Origin of the sequence: Paenibacillus sp. EZ-K15 (genome assembly GCF_002573715.1) — a bacterium.
Lineage (GTDB): Bacteria > Bacillota > Bacilli > Paenibacillales > Paenibacillaceae > Paenibacillus_AQ.
Map to the genome: position 1 here is coordinate 349,829 of NZ_PDHM01000012.1, position 20,157 is coordinate 369,985.

The 20,157-nt window shown below is 50.5% G+C and carries 11 protein-coding genes; 10 read left to right on the forward strand and 1 reads right to left on the reverse strand.

Annotated elements, in window-relative coordinates; translation table 11 throughout:
• Nucleotides 1-150: 150 nt before the first annotated feature.
• From CRG97_RS09655 to CRG97_RS09700, 10 genes are all read left to right on the forward strand, one after another.
• The gene (locus CRG97_RS09655; RefSeq protein ID WP_098742783.1) at nt 151-1,974 is read left to right on the forward strand and encodes a cache domain-containing sensor histidine kinase; all 1,824 of its coding nucleotides are present in this window, start codon (nt 151-153) and stop codon (nt 1,972-1,974) included.
• Nucleotides 1,967-3,478 carry a response regulator transcription factor gene (locus tag CRG97_RS09660; RefSeq protein WP_098742784.1) on the forward strand — a complete coding sequence of 504 codons (1,512 nt, stop codon included), beginning with the start codon at nt 1,967-1,969 and terminating at the stop codon, nt 3,476-3,478. The genes CRG97_RS09655 and CRG97_RS09660 overlap by 8 nt, the downstream gene beginning before the upstream one ends.
• Before the next feature lie 127 nt (nt 3,479-3,605).
• Complete coding sequence (locus CRG97_RS09665; protein WP_098742785.1) at nt 3,606-5,081, forward strand: ABC transporter substrate-binding protein; 1,476 nt, start codon at nt 3,606-3,608, stop codon at nt 5,079-5,081.
• A 139-nt stretch (nt 5,082-5,220) separates the two neighbouring features.
• Nucleotides 5,221-6,150: an ABC transporter permease gene (locus tag CRG97_RS09670; protein WP_179090580.1), complete on the forward strand. Its 930-nt coding sequence runs from the start codon at nt 5,221-5,223 to the stop codon at nt 6,148-6,150.
• A gap of 53 nt (nt 6,151-6,203) precedes the next feature.
• The gene (locus CRG97_RS09675; RefSeq protein ID WP_076321299.1) at nt 6,204-7,100 is read left to right on the forward strand and encodes a carbohydrate ABC transporter permease; all 897 of its coding nucleotides are present in this window, start codon (nt 6,204-6,206) and stop codon (nt 7,098-7,100) included.
• Nucleotides 7,101-7,126: 26 nt separating this feature from the next.
• Nucleotides 7,127-9,424, forward strand: coding sequence for a glycoside hydrolase family 3 N-terminal domain-containing protein (locus tag CRG97_RS09680; protein ID WP_098742786.1), 2,298 nt, complete (start codon nt 7,127-7,129; stop codon nt 9,422-9,424).
• A 3-nt stretch (nt 9,425-9,427) separates the two neighbouring features.
• Nucleotides 9,428-12,541, forward strand: coding sequence for an alpha-mannosidase (locus CRG97_RS09685; RefSeq protein WP_098742787.1), 3,114 nt, complete (start codon nt 9,428-9,430; stop codon nt 12,539-12,541).
• A 20-nt stretch (nt 12,542-12,561) separates the two neighbouring features.
• A complete protein-coding gene (locus CRG97_RS09690) occupies nt 12,562-13,881 on the forward strand; it encodes a glycoside hydrolase family 125 protein (RefSeq protein WP_098742788.1) in 1,320 nt (439 codons plus the stop codon).
• Entirely contained in the window at nt 13,878-17,018 is a 3,141-nt protein-coding gene (locus CRG97_RS09695) for a beta-galactosidase (protein WP_098742789.1), read from the forward strand. The genes CRG97_RS09690 and CRG97_RS09695 overlap by 4 nt, the downstream gene beginning before the upstream one ends.
• Before the next feature lie 21 nt (nt 17,019-17,039).
• Nucleotides 17,040-19,775, forward strand: coding sequence for an alpha-mannosidase (locus CRG97_RS09700; RefSeq protein ID WP_098742790.1), 2,736 nt, complete (start codon nt 17,040-17,042; stop codon nt 19,773-19,775).
• 205 nt (nt 19,776-19,980) lie between these two features.
• Here CRG97_RS09700 and CRG97_RS33240 read toward each other — a convergent pair whose 3' ends face one another.
• Entirely contained in the window at nt 19,981-20,142 is a 162-nt protein-coding gene (locus tag CRG97_RS33240) for a hypothetical protein (RefSeq protein ID WP_202618893.1), read from the reverse strand.
• Nucleotides 20,143-20,157 lie beyond the last annotated feature (15 nt).

Sequence of the window (20,157 nt, forward strand, 5' to 3'; positions counted from 1 at the left end):
TCAGGGGGAAGGCCGGCCCCTAAATCAACCTAAAATAGGCAAATTACACCTTCATGACTTGGTAGAAATTTCATCCATTGATAACGGCCTGCCGATGTTATATTTAATATGTTAAGCAGTAACAACGTTTACATCAGGAAGGGGAAACCGATGTCTCCTGCTAGGTTTTATCAAAAATATATTAAAAATAATATGTTTACCAAAATGCTGCTGTTAATCTCCCTGATTGCGGTGGTTACCATTGTCACCTTATCTTTTCTCATGTATTACTTCTTGTTTCAATCGGCCGTTCGCAGCGAACTGGACATTCAGCGAAGCGCTGTTGAGCGGGTGGAACGGCAATTGAATCAAAAATATGAGAACGCGCAGTCCTATGTAAATGACTTATACCGCAACAGTTCTCTAGGCATTGACACTTCCTATTTCCTCATGAACTCGTTTAATGAGTACATGGCCAAGCGAATGGATCGGATCGCGGGCGGCGGACAGTCCAATTCAGACAGTGTGGTCGCATACTTCAAGCAGAGACTGGACGATGACCCGGATATTGAGAATATTATGCTGTACAGTGCCGAGAAGCAGTATGTGTATGTTTACAAGCAGGGCAGCATGACGAGGCTCTATCAGGCGAACGCCACGCATTCTTATATCCCGGACGTGATGGCGATGGAGAGCCAAAGTGTCACGTTGCCGAATCTATGGGTACGTAAGCTAGCCGGAGATGTAAATTTGCCGTTATTTTCGATCCGAAGCCCGATTAATGATATGACCACATACAAGAACCTGGGGCAGCTGGTTATTTTATATCGAACGGAAGCGCTGAATGCCGTCCTGAACAGCGGGGATGATCCATTGAAGGGGTCCGTACTGGTTCTGTCGGGTGAGGGCCGGGTGATGTTTGATTCCTCTGGTAAATATTACGGCCAGAAGTATCCTTATGCCGACCGCCTGCTGAATTCCAAAGAAACTGTGAACCTAGACGAGGAATCGTATATTACAACGGCAGCCCACAGCCAGGCAGGTTATACGGTAGTTGGCATTACACCTAAACGTGAGATCGCTGAATCTTTCCATGGCGTGCAGAGCACCATCATGATTGCTGCCCTGCTGTGCATCGTGATTGCGGTATCCATTCCTTCGCTGATGATCGTCAACTACTCCAAGCGCACCGATAACATTATCCGTTTTATGCGCAAGGTAGAGAAGGGGGAATTCGTTGCACGGATGCAGGATACCAAGGAGGATCAGCTTGGGCAAATTGCGGGCAGCTTCAATGAAATGCTGGATGAACTTTCCCGGTATATCGACAAGGTGTATAAGGCAGAGATTAACCAGAAGAACGCGGAGCTGTCTGCACTGCAAGCGAGAATTAACCCGCATTTTTTATACAATACGCTTGAAGTGATTCGGATGAGAGCTCTCTCGCAGGGGGCTCAGGATGTCGGTGATATGATCTACAGCTTGTCGATGCTGTTCAAGAATATCGTTCAGCATAAGTCCCACTACACATTGAAGGATGAGCTGGAGGCGTGCAGGCTCTACCTGGAGCTGTTTCGAATTCGCTATAAGGACAAGTATATTTATAAAATGCACTGTGAGGAACAAATCAAACATGTGCCGATGATGAAAATGTCGCTGCAGCCACTGATTGAAAACTACATCGTTCATGGGCTGCGCAGCGACCAGGATGATAACTGGCTAATGGTTAACGCGACGCAGCAGGATGATGATGTCGTAATCGAGATCAAGGATAACGGGAAAGGGATCGAGCCAGAGCAGCTTGAGGAGATCAAATCCCGGCTGGAAATGGCCGAGTCGAGTGAAGAATCATTTGGACTGCGGAGTGTGAATGAGCGATTAAAGCTGACGTTTGGAAGTTCGTACGGAATGGACATCCAGAGTGAGCCGGGCAGCGGTACAACGGTGACAGTCAAATTTCCGGTGACAGAAGGGAAGCTGAATAAGGATGTATAAAGTGTTTATCGTGGACGATGAACCATTTATTATAGAAGGATTGGTTGACGTCGTGGATTGGTCGAAGTATGGCATTGAGGTGGTGGGGCATGCGGGGAATGGCCGTCAGGCGCTGGAGAAGATGGCGGTCATTCCGGTTGACATTCTCATCACGGATATCTCGATGCCTGTCATGACGGGACTTGAATTGATTGAAGGCGCACGAAAATTGAACCGCAATTTGAAGGTAATCATCCTGAGCGGCTTCGACGATTTTGCCTATTTGAAGGAAGGCATGCGTCTGGGGATCGAGAATTATTTGCTCAAGCCGATCAATCTGAAGGAATTGGAAGAAACGATTGCCAGCACAACGGATAAAATGAACAAATCCAGAAGAGAAATGAGACTGGACGAGTACGACATTAACGTATTGCGGAGCAATATTCTGTACCGCTGGATCACGGACCGGATTGAGCCGGAGGAACTGGAGGAGCGCACGACCCTTCTGGGGCTGAACCTGAATTTGCCGTATGTCATGGCGTCTATCCTGAGAGCGGATTTCACGCCGCTTGCGAACAGCCTGTATCAATTAATGGATCAGGAGCCGGGTGTCCTGTATTTCCGGGACAACGACGGCGATCACGTGGTGATTTTTATGATGAAAGATCCGGACACGGAAAAAGCGAGAGCCATTCGGCTGCTGCAGCAGGTGCGCGAGCAATGCTATGAAGAGGAGCTGTCCATCTCACTTGGCAGCGTGGAAAGTCTCGGCGGAAATTATAAGGACAGTTATCTTCATGCCAAGGAGGCGCAGGAATACTATCTTGTTCTGGAGCAGCCCTCCTACGTGGATTATGTTGATGTTCAAGCCAAGAAGGGGGAAGCGGCGGAATCCTATTCCGTGCAGTGGCCCGAGTATGCCAAAGGCATCGCCGGTAGGGACAAGCAGGTACTGTTTGATTTGATCGATAGTGATTTTGATGGGCTTCGCCATACGCAGGGGATGATCCCGACGACACTCAAGAGTATCGCCGTCGAGATGGTCATTCGCCTGAAACTGGAGCTGAACGATATCCAATACACGGCTGCCCCTGATTTTGTGAAAAATACGATTACTGATATTATGGATTCCGTATCGATCGACGATCTGATTACGGCCGTGAAGGACGGGGTCGGCGGGCTGGTTGATTCGCTCAACAATGATGTGAAGAGCCCTGTCATCCAGCAGATTCTGCATCATATCCAGCACCATTATAATGAGGATTTGTCGCTGAAGGTGTTAGGCGCTCAGTATCATATCCACCCCGTCTATCTGGGGCATCTGTTCCATAAAGAGACGGGAGAGAACTTTACGGAGTATATTAACCGGTACCGGATTGAAAGAGCGAAGGAGCTGCTCCGAAACTCTTCAACGAAAGTACAAGATATCGCAAAAAATGTAGGTTATTGGGAAACCGGTTATTTCTATAAACAGTTCAAAAAATTTGTCGGCGTATCGCCGAGGGATTTTCGAGGAATGCTCTGATTGATTTAATCAGAGTTTTTTTCTTTATTTTCACCATAATACCTTTAATTTTTCGCCTATGTGAAACTGCTTTCATGGGATAACCTTATAAGTGTAGAGACACAAGGATTCAAAAGGGAGGATAAACATGAGTAAATCGAAAAAGAAATGGCTCCTGCCCCTAACGCTTTTATTGTCCGCATCCATGCTGTTGTCGGCATGCGGGGGCAACAAAGAGAGTGCAGGGAACGGCGGGGGAACTGCCGAGAAACCGGTTGAGCTGATCTGGTACACCATCGGAACACCTCAAAAGGATGTTGACAAGGTTGAGGAAGAAATCAATAAATACACTGCTGAGAAGATTGGTGTAACCGTTGACATGAAAATGATCGACTTCGGTGATTACAACCAGAAGATGCAAGTAATGGCAGCTTCCGGCGAACCGATGGATATCTTGTTCACAAGCTCATGGGCGTTTGACTATGTGCAAAATGCACGTAAAGGCGCATTCATGGAAATGGACGAGCTGATTGAAAGTCATGGACAAGGCATTAAAGACGCGATTGACCCTGCGTTCCTGGAAGGTTCCAAGGTTGATGGTCACAACTATGCGATTCCTGCAAACAAAGAGCTTCCTGCTCAAGAAGCATGGCGCTTTAATAAAACATTGCTTGATAAGTACAACCTCGATATTTCGAACGTGAAATCGATGGAAAGCTTGGAGCCACTGCTGAAAACGATTAAGGAAAAAGAACCGAACGTCGTTCCTTTGGCACTTAGCAAAGACTTCGGTCCATTGCTTCCGTTTGACTACATCATCGAAAAAATGCCAATGGCCGTTTACCTGGATGACAAGGAAGATCTGAAAGTTGTGAACTTCCTCGAAATGCCAGAAACAATGGACATGCTTAAATTGATGAACAAGTACTACAAAGCGGGATACATTTCCCCAGAAGCAGCTACAACAACTTCGACGCAAGATCTGATGACTTCCGGCAACTGGTTCGCAGACCGTGCGGCAACGCAGCCGTTCGCAGACAATCTGTGGAGCCAAAGCTACGGCTATCCGGTAGTGTCCACTCCGGCTGGCGATGCAACGATCTTCAACTGGTCGGTAATGGGTTCGATGCAAGCGATTTCCGCTAACTCGAAATACCCTGAGAAAGCCATGGAGTTCCTGAACCTGCTGAACACAGACGTATATCTTCGTAACCTGGTTGACTCCGGTATCGAAGGCGTACACTACAAAAAGCTTAGCGAGAACGTAATGGAAAACTTGCCAGAATCGAAAAACTACGACATGCCTACCTTCGCGCTTGGTAATGTCATGCTGACTTATTTGAATCCTGAGGATCCTGAGAACAAATGGGAAGAGTTCAAGAAGTTTAACGAGTCCGGCCAGCCTGCTCCGCTTCTCGGTTTCAACTTCGATCCAACCAAAGTATCCACAGAGCTCGCAGCAGTCAACAACGTAAAAGAAGAGTTCTGGGCGCCGCTGATGACAGGTACCGTCAATCCTGAAGAGTTCCTGCCAAAAGCGAATCAAAAGCTGAAAGCCGCTGGTCTGGACAAGATCATCGCTGAAGCACAAAGCCAAATTGATGCTTGGAAAGCAAGCAAGTAATAACAATGCATGAAGCGGTCTCTCTTGTCCCAAGGACAGTAGATACCGCTGCAGCATGAACAAGGACGGGGCGGCGGATGTTCACCGCCCTTCTTTTGTTCATTCATGCACATCACGAGGAGGGGTAAGCGTGAGAGCGATCGGACAGTTTTTCAAAAATATTATGACGAATAAGGCCATGCTGTTCATGGTTTTGCCGGGGACCCTATGGTTTCTCTTATTCTCATATTTGCCCATGTTCGGGACCATTATTGCATTTAAGGAATACCGCTTTAGCCGGGACGGCTTCTGGGCAAGTATCGTTAATAGTGAATGGGTAGGATTCCAAAACTTTAAATTCCTGTTCAGTACCAACGATGCTTACATCATTACGCGCAACACCGTACTTTATAATTTCGTGTTCATCATTTTGGGTCTCATTCTATCCGTAGTACTGGCTATCGTGTTGTCCGAAATTGTGAATAAGAAATTGGCGAAAGTCTATCAAACGGGTATGTTTCTGCCGTATTTCTTGTCCTGGGTTATTGTAGGTTATTTTGCATTCAGTTTCCTGAGCATGGATAAAGGGATGCTCAATCAGATCCTGGGATGGTTTGGCATGGAGCCGGTTCAATGGTATTCCGAAGCCAAGTATTGGCCGATATTCCTGACGTTAATCAGTTTGTGGAAATCCGTTGGTTATAACAGTGTCGTTTATCTGGCGGCAATTATGGGGATCGACAAATCCTTGTACGAAGCGGCGATGATTGACGGCGCGAACAAATGGCAGCAGATTAAAGCCATCACGCTTCCGATGCTGAAACCGCTGATGACCATTTTGACTCTTCTTGCGATCGGTAAAATCTTCTACGCTGACTTTGGTCTCTTCTATCAAGTGCCAAGGGATTCGGGAACCTTGTATTCCGTAACGAACGTTATCGATACCTATGTATATCGTGGTCTGAAGACTACAGGCGAGATCGGAATGAGTACTGCTGCGGGTCTGTACCAGTCGGTAGTCGGATTTATTCTCGTTATGGTATCGAACTATATCGTTCGTAAATATGACAAGGATAATGCATTGTTCTAATCGATCAATCTACCAAGAAGGGGGTATGTGACGTGTTCAAATCTAAAAGCAAGATGAAAGATTTCCATCAGCTTTCATCCGGGTGGAATGTCGTGTTCAACCTGATTGCCGGTATTTTCTCGTTCCTGTGTGTATTTCCGTTTTTGTTCGTCATGATCATTTCATTTACGGATGAAGGCGCCCTTGCCCGCAACGGATATCAAATCTGGCCGGAAAAATGGAGTCTGGAAGCCTATAAATATGTATTCCAAACGGGCGATACACTCCTTCGTTCCTATGGCGTTACGATCTTTGTAACGGTAGTGGGGACGTTGATCAGCTTGTTTATTATCTCGTTGTATGCTTATGCCATCTCTCGTAAAGGGTTCAGATATCGGAACTTCTTCGCGTTCTTTGCATTTTTCACGATGCTGTTTAACGGGGGTCTGGTACCGACTTATATCGTTGCAACACAATTGCTCGGTCTGAAAGATTCCATCTGGGCTTTGATCCTGCCATTGGCACTCAACGCCTTCTATATTATGATACTTCGTACGTTCTACAGCACCAGCGTTCCGGATGCCATCATTGAATCCGGTAAAATCGACGGTGCGAGCGAGTTTAAAATTTTCTACAAGCTGGTATTGCCGCTATCCTTGCCGGGTCTGGCAACCATCGGGTTGTTCAGCACCTTGGGTTATTGGAATGACTGGTTCAACGCATTGCTCTACATTGATGATCCGAACCTGGTTCCACTGCAATCCATGCTCATGCGGATTGAGACCAGCATGCAGTTCATCTTGCAGAACTCTCAGAATTCATCCCTTAGCATGGCCGCTCTGCAGAGCATGCCGCAGGATACTTCGAGGATGGCGATGGTCGTTCTGGCAACCGGACCGATTATTCTGGCCTATCCGTTCTTCCAGCGCTATTTCATTCAAGGTCTGACCATCGGCGCGGTTAAAGAATAAATTCTTCATGTACCGGAGGGTATGAGATGACTTATAAAGATTCCAGTAAACCCATTACGGAAAGAGTGGAACATCTTCTTGGCCTGATGAACCTGAAGGAAAAGGTTGGGCAGCTGATTCAGCCGTTCGGCTGGAAGACCAATGAAGTGAATAAAGGTCGGATTACATTAACGGATTCATTTAAAGAGCAAGTGAAAAATGGCGGCGTCGGATCCCTTTACGGGACCCTGCGCGCCGATCCATGGACCGGTGTAACACTTGAGACCGGTCTTTCTCCGCGTGAAGGAGCAGAAGCCGTCAATCACATCCAGCGGTACGCCATTGAGGAATCACGTCTGGGTATTCCGATTCTGATCGGGGAGGAATGCTCGCATGGGCACATGGCCATCGGCGGCACGGTTTTCCCGGTCCCGCTGTCCATTGGAAGCACATGGAACGTGGATTTGTACCGGGATATGTGCCGTGCCGTGGCGCTCGAAACGCGCAGCCAAGGCGGTGCCGTCACCTATTCCCCGGTCCTCGACGTCGTGCGCGATCCAAGATGGGGCCGTACCGAGGAATGCTTCGGCGAAGATCCATACCTGATCAGCGAATATGCGGTCGCATCGGTTGAAGGCCTTCAAGGCGATTCATTGGACAGCCCGAACAGTGTTGCGGCGACATTGAAGCATTTTGTGGGTTATGGGAGTTCCGAAGGCGGGAGAAATGCGGGTCCCGTGCATATGGGAACACGTGAATTGATGGAAGTGGATATGCTGCCTTTCAAGAAAGCCGTGGAGGCAGGAGCTGCATCCATTATGCCGGCCTATAACGAGATTGACGGCGTGCCTTGCACCGTCAATACCGAGCTCCTTGACGGCATTCTCCGCAAGGAGTGGGGCTTTGACGGCATGGTAATTACCGACTGCGGTGCCATCGATATGCTGGCCAGCGGCCATGATACTGCTGAAGACGGAATGGATGCCGCTGCTCAGGCACTTCGTGCCGGTATCGATATGGAGATGTCAGGCGAGATGTTCAGTAAGCATCTCCTGAACGCGATCGAGTTAAACAAACTTGAGGTTGCCGTACTGGATGAGGCTGTTCGCCGCGTATTGACCTTGAAGTTCAAGCTCGGACTATTCGAGAAGCCTTACGTGGATCCGCAGGTAGCGGAAGAAGTTATCGGCAGCCAGCAGCATATCGAACTTGCCAGACAGCTTGCGGCGGAAGGCATCGTCCTGCTCAAGAATGAAGGCCAGGCGCTGCCGTTATCCAACGAAAGCGGTGTGATTGCCGTCATTGGACCTAACGCCGATCAAGGATACAATCAGCTCGGAGATTATACGTCTCCGCAGCCGCCGGCAAGCGTGACCACCGTACTGGGTGGAATCCGCGCGAAACTGGAAGATGAAGCTGAACGTGTATTATATGCACCGGGCTGCCGCATTAAGGATGACTCCAGGGAAGGCTTTGATTTCGCATTAGCTTGCGCGAATCAGGCAGATACCGTGGTCATGGTACTGGGCGGTTCCAGCGCACGCGACTTTGGCGAGGGCACGATCGATTTGCGCACAGGGGCATCGAAGGTTACGGACGACGCTTTAAGTGACATGGATTGCGGTGAGGGCATCGACCGGATGACACTGCAGTTATCCGGCGTTCAATTGGAGTTGGCCCAGGAGATTCATAAGCTTGGCAAGCGGATGATCGTTGTGTATATCAATGGCCGGCCAATTGCGGAGCCGTGGATCGACGAGCATGCGGATGCCATCCTGGAAGCATGGTATCCGGGCCAGGAGGGCGGACATGCAGTAGCGGACATTTTGTTCGGCGATGTGAATCCGTCCGGTAAGCTGACGATGTCGTTACCAAAGCATGTCGGACAGCTTCCGGTTTACTATAACGGCAAGCGGTCGCGCGGTAAGCGTTACCTCGAAGAGGATTCCCAGCCGCGTTATCCGTTCGGATACGGGCTCAGCTATACCGAGTTCAGTTATTCGGATATTCAAATTACACCAGAAGTGATCGGAACTGGCGAAACAGCTGTTGTCTCCGTGAATGTTACAAACAGCGGCGACAGGGAAGGATCCGAGGTTGTACAATTGTATGTGAGCGACGTGGCCAGCAAATATACGAGACCGGCTCGTGAGCTGAAGGGCTTCCGCAAAATTTCGTTGCAGCCTGGAGAGCGGTGCAAGGTGGAATTTACCGTCGGTGCGGAACAGCTTCAATATATCGGTCAAAATTACAAGCAAGTGGTTGAACCTGGCTTGTTCCGTATCATGGTTGGCAGACATGTGAACGATACGCTGAGTGCAGATCTGACTGTACAGGAGGGTTAAGGAATGGAACGCATTCGACGTTTTATACGCGAACTTTCGGAGCGGCAGTGGCTTGAGTCAGTAGAGCTTGGAGAGTGGAACATTACCCGAGCCACGTACATGGTTCCGGGCGTGTATGAAGATAAAGCCCCTTATACGGAAGGACAAGACTTCAACCGATTCCCGAGCACACAGGGGACAACCTATTTCTTTCGGAGGAACCTTGAATGGCCCACGCACTGGGTGGACGGAGCGATCGGACTTGTGTTCCACTCCGGGGGCGAGGGCTTACTGCGCATAAACGGAGTATCTTATCAGGGTTTGGATCGTAATCATACCTTCGTCAAGCTTGATCCGAAACGCACCGGCTTGAATATGGAGCTTGAGATCGAGTTGTACGATCCGATTCCGGAGCCGGTGGACCCGCTGAATCAGCAGGCTGTCATTCAGCCTCCGATTACTAAGGTGCAAAGCTTGCTTGTCAAGGTGAACGTGTCCGTTCAGAGCCTGATGTACACCGCGACCGTGATTCGGGATTCACTTATCCTGTTGCCGGATAGCGATATGCGGCGCATCCGCTTAATGGAGGCGCTGTATCAGGCGATGGACCGCTTTGTCAGCCTGGATGACGCCGCCATCCGGGACGGCGCTCAGGTAACCGGGATTGAGCATGATCTGAAACGGACCGTTACTGCCATTGGCGGCCATGCTGAAGGCACGGAGTTTATGGTGGGTCAATCGCATATTGACATTGCTTGGCTGTGGCCCGTCCGGGAAACCGTACGTAAAACAAGCCGGACCTTCTCCACCATGGATGCGCTGATGAATGAGTATCCCGAATTTAAGTACGCGCAGAGCCAGCCTTTGCTATACCAATTCCTGAAGGATCATGATCCTGAGCTGTACGAGAGAGTGAAGGCTAGAATCAAGGAAGGACGCTGGGAGCTTGTCGGCGGGATGTGGGTCGAACCGGACCTGAACATTCCGAGCGGGGAGTCCCTCATGCGTCAATTGCTATACGGGCAACGCTTCTATCAAGAAGAGTTTGGGCGGACATCTCATATTGAATGGCTGCCGGATACATTCGGATATTGTGCATCGCTGCCTCAGATCTTGAAGCATGGCGGCATTCGTTATTTCATGACAACAAAACTCGGCTGGAACGATACGAATGTGTTTCCTTATGACCTGTTCCATTGGGTTGGGATCGATGGAACACCGATGTTATCTTATCTCAATCACGGCGTGAACGAGAACACGCTGCCCAAAGATGTTCACGAGCATTGGCAGTCATACCGCCAAAGAGCCGTTCATCCGGAGCAGATGCTGCTGTATGGACACGGTGACGGTGGAGGCGGCGTAACCCGCGAAATGTTGGAATATATCGACCGTGCCGAGCTTATGGTCGGTCAACCGGCCAGCAAGTATAGCACAGCTGCCGAGTTTTTCGGCGGGATTGAGGATGCACAGCCGAAGCTGCCGAAATGGCGCGGGGATTTGTACCTCGAGCTTCATCGCGGCACCTATACAACGCATGCGCGGAACAAGCGTCATAACCGGAAAGCGGAAATCCTGTACCGCGAGGCGGAGTTATGGAATTCGGTGGCATTTTCGTCGATGAGCAATGAGCAGCAGCAGGCGATTATGAGGGAGCTGCATGACGGCTGGAAGTTGATTTTGCTGAATCAATTTCATGATATTATCCCGGGCTCTGCCATTACGGAGTCTTACGTCACCTCTGAGAAGGAATACGCAGAGGTGTTCCAAAAAGGAAATCATAGCCTCCGTCTTGGGCTTCAGGTATTGGCGGATCAGGCCGATACAGAAGGGGAAGGCATTCCGTATGTCGTCTTTAACGGACTTGGATGGAGCAGAGATGCCGTCATTTCGATTGAAGGAGAGCATGGCCTTGCGCCGTATGATTCGGATGGAGCGCTGCTGCAGTACGATGCGCAAACAGAAGGAAACAGTAAAACCACTCACCGCTTGAATGTTCATGTTCAAGGCATCCCGGCTTTGGGATACAAGACCATTTGGTTGAAGCCTTTGGCAGGAAACAAGGCGGTGGCGGAGAATTCTACTACAGTGTTCGCAGATTCCTGGGAAACGGATTATTATAAGGTCAGCTTTAATGGGCGCGGGGAAATCACGAGCCTGTGGGATAAAGAGGCCAATCGGGAAGTGGTCAAGCCGGGCGAAGCCGCGAACCGCTTCCACTTCTTCCATGACCGTCCTACGCTGTGGGACGCATGGGATATCGATACCCGTTACGAGGAGCAATTAGCCGGAGAGGCGGAGCTGATCGAGAAGAAGCTCGTGCAAGCGGGTGAGGTGCAGGATGTGCTGCGTTTCCGCTGGCGTATCCATAACTCGGAGATTATCCAGGATATGATTTTTTATCATCATGACCGGCGGATCGACTTCAAGACGCAAGTCAGCTGGAACGAATCACACAAACTGCTGAAAGTCGGCTTCCCAATCGGGGTCGTTGCCGATAAGGCTACGTATGAGATTCCGTTCGGAACCATCGAGAGACCGACCCATCGCAATACAAGCTGGGAACAGGCGCAATATGAAGTCTGTGGCCACCGTTTCGCGGATGTGTCGGAGCATGGATACGGCGTCAGCCTCATCAACGACTGCAAGTACGGGTATGACATTCAGGATAGCACGATCCGGTTATCCCTGCTGCGCGCACCGAAGTGGCCCGATGTCACGGCAGACTTGGGTGAGCATGAGTTCACGTATTCCTTATACCCGCATAACGGAGACTGGAGAAGTGCCGGAATCGTCCGTAAAGCAGCCGAGCTCAATCATGAGCTTCCTTACGTAAGAGCTAGATCGAATCAGGGTTCTCGGCCTGCTGTTCATTCATTTATTCCGTTCGAGAGCCATCATGTAATCCTGGATACCGTCAAACGCGCAGAAGACGGCTCAGGATATATCCTTCGGATGTACGAATCCGCGGGAGGCAGAGATGAAGTTGCACTGAGCTGGCCTTATCCTTATGAAAGCGTCCATTTATCCAACGCCTTGGAAGAAGAACTCGAACAACTGGATACCGCGGAAGGAAGGTTAACCCTTCCATTCATGCCGTATGAGATCAAAACCATCAAATTGACTACACATCATACTTAATTAAAGGAGCCAGAACAACCATGGAACAATTCAGACTCCCCAAAATACCAATGCCGGAGCTTGAGCTGCCGCAATCGATTCAGGCGGTTCTGCAAGAGGCTGAAGAAAAGCTTGCGCACCGTCCCAAGCTGCTTCAGCTGTTCAAGAACTGTTTCCCGAACACGCTGGAGACAACAACCAAACTGATGGAGGATGGCACAACATTTGTGATTACCGGTGATATCCCGGCCATGTGGCTGCGCGACTCGGTAGAACAGGTGATCCATTACATTCCGTTTGCGAAGAATGATCTGCAGCTGCAGCGGATTTTAAGCGGATTGATCAAACGCCATTTTCAATATATTCATATCGATCCTTATGCCAATGCCTTTAATGAATCGGCGAATGATTGGCATTGGAACACAACCGACGAAACTGAAATGTCCCCATGGGTTTGGGAGCGCAAATTTGAGATTGATTCGCTATGCTTCTCTGTTCGCTTGGCCTACCTGTACTGGAAGGAAACCGGCCTTACGGATGTGTTTGACGCCAACTTCAAGTCGGCTATGATCAAGATTATTGAGCTGTTTAAAACCGAACAGTACCATTTCGAGAAATCACCTTACCGATTCACGCGGGATAACGGAATTCCAACGGATTCCTTGCGCAATAACGGGCTCGGCATGCCTGTGAATTATACGGGCATGATCTGGTCCGGCTTCCGTTCAAGTGATGACGCTTGCGATTTCCACTACAATATTCCAGGCAACATGTTCGCCGTTGTCGCCCTGCGTCAAATGCAGGAATTCGCGGAATGGGTATTCCGGGATATGAAGCTGCTGGATGAACTGAAACGACTCGAAGCCGACGTGGATCACGGAATTCAGTTGTACGGCATTTACCGTCATCCGGAGTTTGGACCGATTTACGCCTATGAAACAGACGGTTACGGAAATTACTGCTTGATGGATGATGCGGGAACACCTGGATTGATGTCCATTCCTTATCTGGGGTATTGCTCTGCAGATGATCCGATCTACCAAAACACCAGACGGTTTGCACTCAGCAAAGAAAATCCTTTCTATTACGAAGGCGCTGTTGCCAAAGGAATCGGCAGTCCGCATACGCCGCCGGATTATATCTGGCATATGGCCTTGTCCATGCAGGGAATTACGGCACAGACGGCAGAAGAGAAGCTGCAGATGATTGCATTGCTGGAAGCAACCGATGCCGATACCGGATTTATGCATGAAGGCTTCCATGCCGACGATCCGAAAGTTTTCACCAGATCTTGGTTTGCCTGGTCCAACAGCCTCTTCTCGCAATTGGTGTATCAGGCGATGAAAGCAGGGATTCTATGAGCGGGCGTCTGATTGTATTTTATGATCCGTCCTTTCCGGCAGCAGAAGCTGCCGGTTTGCCGGCTAGCGCGGCGGCTCTGAATGCATTCGATGTCGTGTGCCGCGCTGAGAATTTGGCTGAAGCACTGGAATCTGCAGGAGGACAGGGCGCAAGCTTTGTCAATTTGCATGCGCCTTACTTCCCGAAAAGCGCCTGGAGAGCGATCCTGGACTTTCTGAGAAATGGCGGCGGCTTGGTCAGCATTGGCGGCGCACCTTTCAAGCGTCCTGTCCGCATGGAGGACGGCGCTTGGGTGGTGGAGCACGAACAGACGGCATACCATCAGCAACTCCACATACATGAAGTGCTGCCAGTGGACAGCGGACGCGTCGACCATTTGACTTCCAGTGACGTTATTCCGCTTATGGAGAGCAGCCGGGAGCGGTTATCCATAAGCGATACGTGGAATCTGGTTCCGCATGTCACCAAAAGCAGTGATTTGCCGCATCAGATGGGATCGGCCGGGCCGATGGATACGCGGATTTATCCGCTCCTTAAGGGGAGCACGGCGAAGGGAAGAGAAGTCGCGGCTCCTGTCGTTCTGTGGGAAAATGTCGGCGGGCCATTCTTGGGCGGACGCTGGCTGTTTGTGAATCAGCCTCTCTCTGCTTCTTTCTGGGAACAGGATGGAGGCGAAGAGGTGCGCAGCTGGGCGGCATTCTGTGCGAAGGGGATTACCGAGCTGTGGATCAAGCCGAATTATGCGACCTACGAGTCCGGCGAGCGTGCGATCCTGACCCTGCAGGCACAATGGCTTGGCCGGAAACTTTCCGAACAAGAGCCGCAGAGCTGGACGTTCCGCATCTCCGTCCAAAACGACCAAGATGAATCCTTATCATGGAATCATTCCGTGAAGGTGGATGTGACCGGACAATTTCATGTACAGCGCATTCCGGTTATGCTGGATATCAAGCCGGGGTCCTATCGGGTAGTGTGTGAAGCCGAAGGGCCGGATGGAGAAATCCGCAGGCTGAAACAAGGGTTCTGGGGAGCAGATTCCGAGCTTTTGCAGGCGGGTACGCCTGTAACCTGCAATCGGGATTACTTCATCAAGGATGGTCGCCCACTGCCTGTTGTCGGGATGACTTACATGACGTCCGATGTCGCGCGTAAGTTCCTGTTCCTTCCGAATACGGATGTGTGGGATCGCGATATGGCGCAAATGCGCAATGCGGGCATCAATTGGATTCGTACCGGGATCTGGACCGCGTACCGCAATATTATGCAGGTGGACGGGCATGCATCCGAAGAGGTTTTGCGTTCGATTGACGCCTTCCTGTTAACGGCGAAGAAGCATGATTTGCAGGTAACATTCACGTTCTTCTCCTTCACGCCGGAGACTTGGGAAGGCCAAAATCCTTACCTCGATCCGCGAAGCGTGGAAGCGCAGAAGCGTTTCATACGTTCCATCATTAGTAGACATAAAGATACGAAGAATGTGGACTGGGATCTGATTAATGAGCCATCCATGTTCGATCCGCCGCAGATTTTCTCGGACGGCCCGCGTTCCGCCAAGGATCCGTTTGAGAAACAAGCTTATATCGACTGGCTGAAAAAGCGTCATGGGTCGATTGAGCGTCTGCAGGAACGATGGAATATGACAGCGGATCAGCTGCCGGGTTTTGACTCCGTGGTTCCACCGGAACCTCAAGTCATTAATTTTGATGTTCAAGACATGCATCAAGGGAAAAAAGGCACGCAATGGCTCGATTATGTCCTGTTCTCGATGGACATGCATAACCGCTGGGCCAAGGAATTATATGACGATATCAAAGAGGTATGCCCGGATCATATGGTTACCGTTGGACAGGACGAGGCACTTGGGGCACAGCGTCCATCTCCGTTCTTCTATGCCGAAGCCGTAGACTATACGACGGTTCACTCCTGGTGGTTCAACGACTATTTGATCTGGGACGGCATATTTGCCAAAACGCCGGATAAACCGAACCTGATTCAGGAAACAGGCATCATGTACGTGGAGACACCGGATGGCCGAGCGAAGCGAAGCGAAGCCGAGCTTCGGAATCTGCTGGAGCGCAAGTATGCTTACGCCTTCTCCACAGGAGGGGCAGGAGCCATTCATTGGATCTGGAACACGAATTTCTACATGGATAATGCCAATGAATCGCATATCGGAGCTGTCCGCGCTGACGGCACGGAGAAACCGGAAGCGGATGTGTCGTATGATTTCGGTGCCTTCATGGAAGACATCCGGGACATGTTTAAAGGCCGGAAGCTGGAAGAAACCGCGGTAATTTTCCCTTATTCGAACGATTTCTCGAACCGGAAGCTTGCTTTTGAAGCAACGACCAAGGCGACGCGCGCGCTTGCTTACGAGCTGAACGTGCCGTTCCGTGCTGTCGGGGAGTATGATTTAAGCTCGCTGCGTAACCATCCGGTGAAATTCATCATTCTGCCGAGCGCGCACAATGTCGATGACCAGGCGTTTGCTGAGTTGATGGATATCGTGAAGGAAACGGGAGCTACATTGCTTCTGACGGGTCCGATCGGTCTGGACGCATATTGGCATCAGGTCGATCGAATGACAGAGGAGCTGGGCGAGCGGAAGCTGGCGAATGTGCGCCGGGAAGAAAGCTTGCGCATTGGGGACCGTACATGGTCTGCATCGTATGGGCATCGGAAGATTGCCGAGCTGAGCAAAGAAATTCAGACAGGCAGCGGGGCGAAAGCGGCCGATATGGCTGGCGATTCCATCGTGGACGTGAAGCTTGGGGCAGGACGTCTTCTCTGGAGCCCGCTTCCTGTTGAATTGAATGATCGAATCGACACCATTTCGGCTCTATATCGGTATGCATTGGAGCTATCTGCTGCCGACACAGGGCTGATCTGGAATCAAGGCGGAGAACATTCCGGCGTATATGGACGCAAGGTAACGTTTGAAGAAGGAGCTCTCTTTGTATTCGGCTCGGAGCAATCGTGGGATACGAACGTTGAGGTGAAGGATCCTTCCACAGGACTCATCTATTCATTCGTGCTGGAAGCGGATCGTTCGATCTTGTTTGCAGTAGATGCAAGCGGTGACCTGTTATCGGTGTACCGTCCGGATGAGGTCGAAATCACAGTATCGAAGGGCTAACATAAGGGGGACTAAGCAGAGATGGATCAATCCAGAAAAGCACATATTATTTCGCATACTCACTGGGACCGCGAGTGGTATTTACCGTATGAAAAGCACCATGTGCGGCTGATCGAGCTCATGGACAGCTTGCTTGAGACGATGGAGAAGGACTCGGAATACCGCAGCTTTTTCCTTGATGGCCAGACGATTATTATCGAAGATTATTTGCAGGTAAGACCTGAGAAAAAGGAGCAGCTTGAGAAGCTGATCACGGACGGACGCATCATTATCGGTCCATGGTACATTCTGCAGGATGCCTACCTGACGAGCAGTGAAGCTAACGTGAGAAATATGCAGATAGGACACCAGGATGCCGAGCGATATGGCACGGTTGCCAAAATCGGTTATTTCCCGGATACATTTGGACTTACAGGCCAAATTCCGCAGTTGATGCTGCAGTCCGGCATTGATAATGCCTTCTTCGGCCGGGGCGTAAAGCCAACGGGCTTTAACAATACCGTCTCCGACAGCGGCTATGAGTCTTCATTCTCAGAGCTGATGTGGGAAGGTCCGGACGGCTCCAAGGTGCTGGGCATCCTGTTTGCCAACTGGTACAGTAACGGTAACGAGGTTCCCGTTGATGAAGCGGAAGCGAAGGCATTCTGGGACCGCAAGCTGGCGGATGCCGAGAAGTATGCTTCCACACCAGAACTGCTCTATATGAACGGGTGTGACCATCAGCCGATACAGACCGATCTTCCGGAAGGCATCCGTACAGCGAAGAAGCTGTATCCGGATACGGAGTTCATTCACTCCAATTTTGACGATTACCTGACAGCCGTTCGGGAGAAGCTGCCGCAAGATCTTTCCTCCGTAAAAGGAGAGCTGCGCAGCCAGCGTACCGATGGATGGGGTACGCTTGTGAATACCGCTTCGGCACGCGTATACCTGAAGCAGATGAACCAGCGCGGCCAGACCTTGCTGGAAAAAGTGGCCGAACCGCTTGCATCCTACGCCAGCCTGCTCGGCAAGGAGTATCCGCATCATCTGTTCACCTATGCGTGGAAGACGCTGATGCAGAATCATCCGCATGACAGCATCTGCGGCTGCAGCGTGGACGAAGTTCACCGCGAGATGGTGACCCGCTTTGAGAAAAGCGCACACGTGGCTGAAAATATCGTGGACGATAGCGTTCGCGTCATTGCCGATGCGGTTGACACAACGGCCTTCGAACAATGGGGATCCGATCCGCTGCCGCTTGTTGTATTCAATACGACGGGATGGAACCGCAGCGGTACGGTCAGCATCGAGCTGGATGCGAAACGCCTTTATTTCCGGGAAGGTTACTCTTTGGAGGAAACCAGCCGCCGGATGAAGGAAATCGACTTGTCCGGCCGTGTGCTGGTTAACGCTCAAGGCCAAGCTGTACCTTGTACCGTTGAGGATTTGGGTCTTCAGTTCGGATACGATCTGCCGGACGACCGTTTCCGCCAGCCGTATATGTGCCGCCGTGTGAGACTCACCTTCGAGGCAAACGCGATCCCAGCAATGGGCTTGACTACTTATGCTTGGGTGAAGAGCGAAGTGAAGCCTGCCGAGGTAGCATCCTTAATTAGCAAGGCCAATGTGATGGAGAATGAGCTGATCAAGATCGAGATCGCTGAGGACGGTTCCTTCTCCTTGACGGATAAAAAGAACGGACAAGTATACCGGGATCTGGGCGTCTATGAAAATACCGGAGATATCGGTAACGAATATATGTACAAACAGCCGGATGGCGAAGCAGCATTGACCACGAAAGGTCAAACCGCCCAAATTTCGGTTCTGGAAGATACGCCTTACCGCGCATCGATTGAAATCGTTCATAACTGGTCCATTCCGGCTATGGCGGACAGCAAGCTGGATGAAGAGCAGCATGAGCTCATCTATTATCCGAACCGCAAGGCGCAAAGATCGAGCGATATGGTGCCATTGCGTATTCGTACCGTTGTCAGTCTGAACCGTAGCGGTAAAGGCGTGGAGATCGAAGCGACAATGGATAATCAAGCGAAGGATCATCGGGTGCGTGCATTGTTCCCGACGGATCTGCAGGCATCGTCCCATAACGTGGATTCCATGTTTGAAGTGGCAACGCGGGATAATGAACCTGCTGCCGAATGGGAGAATCCAAGCAATACGGCTCATCAACAGGCATTCGTTGATGTCTCGACGGCTACTGCAGGATTGACGGTAGCTAACCAGGGCTTGAATGAATATGAAGTCCTGCGTGACGGCCGGAATACCATCGCTGTTACATTGCTTCGTTCCGTAGGCGAGCTCGGCGACTGGGGGTACTTCCCTACGCCTGAAGCTCAGTGTATCGGCGTTCATACCGTACGTATGGAGGTCATTCCGCATCAGGGAGACGGCATGAAGTCAGGCGCATACGCCGAGGCTTACCAGTTCCAAATCCCATGGACGGTTGCACAGACCGGGGTCCATGCCGGCGCTGTCGCATCGACTTCCGCACCGTTTGAATGGAGCCATGAAGAACTTGCGTTCTCTTCCCTGAAAGTGAATCCGAAGACCGGGGATCTGATGCTGCGCTGGTTCAATATGGCAGGCACGGACACAGAGCTGAAGCTGAAATCTTCTCTACCTTCCCAGGGCGCGTATAAGAGCTCTATTCTGGAAGTAGAGGGAGCGGTTCAAAGCTTTGATGGCGATGGAAACTTCACGCAGCCGGTTAAGCCTCACGAAATCGTAACACTGGGCGTTAAAGTTTCGGTCAAGTAAGCATTTATTATGATATAGTGCTGGGAATGTTGTTGTACATCCCGGTCCAGCAAAGCCCGATTCCGAAATTACAGGGATCGGGCTTTACTGTCTTGCCTAATGATAGGCAGATTCCTGAACGTTCTGAAATATATAATGAAAAGGCTGCTCTCCCCAGGTCTTTGCGGACGGCTGGAGGGCAGCTTTTTATTTTACTCGGCTTTAATTATTGATTTCTCCCTTGGGTTTGGTCTTTCTCGTAAGCAATCAGGGTGATATCTTTGCCTGTAAGCTCGGCAATCTTGGTCTCGGCGTCTTCAATCGCTTTCAAGGTACCTTCATTCCCATTGAGTGAGGCAATTTTATATTCCTCCGAATGGATGTCCATGTGAACTCCCCCCCT

Coding starts and splice junctions, on each gene's coding strand:
- CRG97_RS09680 (WP_098742786.1), top strand. CDS start 7,127: ATGACTTATAAAGATTCCAGTAAACCCATTACGGAAAGAGTGGAACAT.
- CRG97_RS09700 (WP_098742790.1), top strand. CDS start 17,040: ATGGATCAATCCAGAAAAGCACATATTATTTCGCATACTCACTGGGAC.
- CRG97_RS33240 (WP_202618893.1), bottom strand. CDS start 20,142: ATGGACATCCATTCGGAGGAATATAAAATTGCCTCACTCAATGGGAAT.
- CRG97_RS09675 (WP_076321299.1), top strand. CDS start 6,204: ATGAAAGATTTCCATCAGCTTTCATCCGGGTGGAATGTCGTGTTCAAC.
- CRG97_RS09695 (WP_098742789.1), top strand. CDS start 13,878: ATGAGCGGGCGTCTGATTGTATTTTATGATCCGTCCTTTCCGGCAGCA.
- CRG97_RS09655 (WP_098742783.1), top strand. CDS start 151: ATGTCTCCTGCTAGGTTTTATCAAAAATATATTAAAAATAATATGTTT.
- CRG97_RS09665 (WP_098742785.1), top strand. CDS start 3,606: ATGAGTAAATCGAAAAAGAAATGGCTCCTGCCCCTAACGCTTTTATTG.
- CRG97_RS09660 (WP_098742784.1), top strand. CDS start 1,967: ATGTATAAAGTGTTTATCGTGGACGATGAACCATTTATTATAGAAGGA.
- CRG97_RS09690 (WP_098742788.1), top strand. CDS start 12,562: ATGGAACAATTCAGACTCCCCAAAATACCAATGCCGGAGCTTGAGCTG.
- CRG97_RS09685 (WP_098742787.1), top strand. CDS start 9,428: ATGGAACGCATTCGACGTTTTATACGCGAACTTTCGGAGCGGCAGTGG.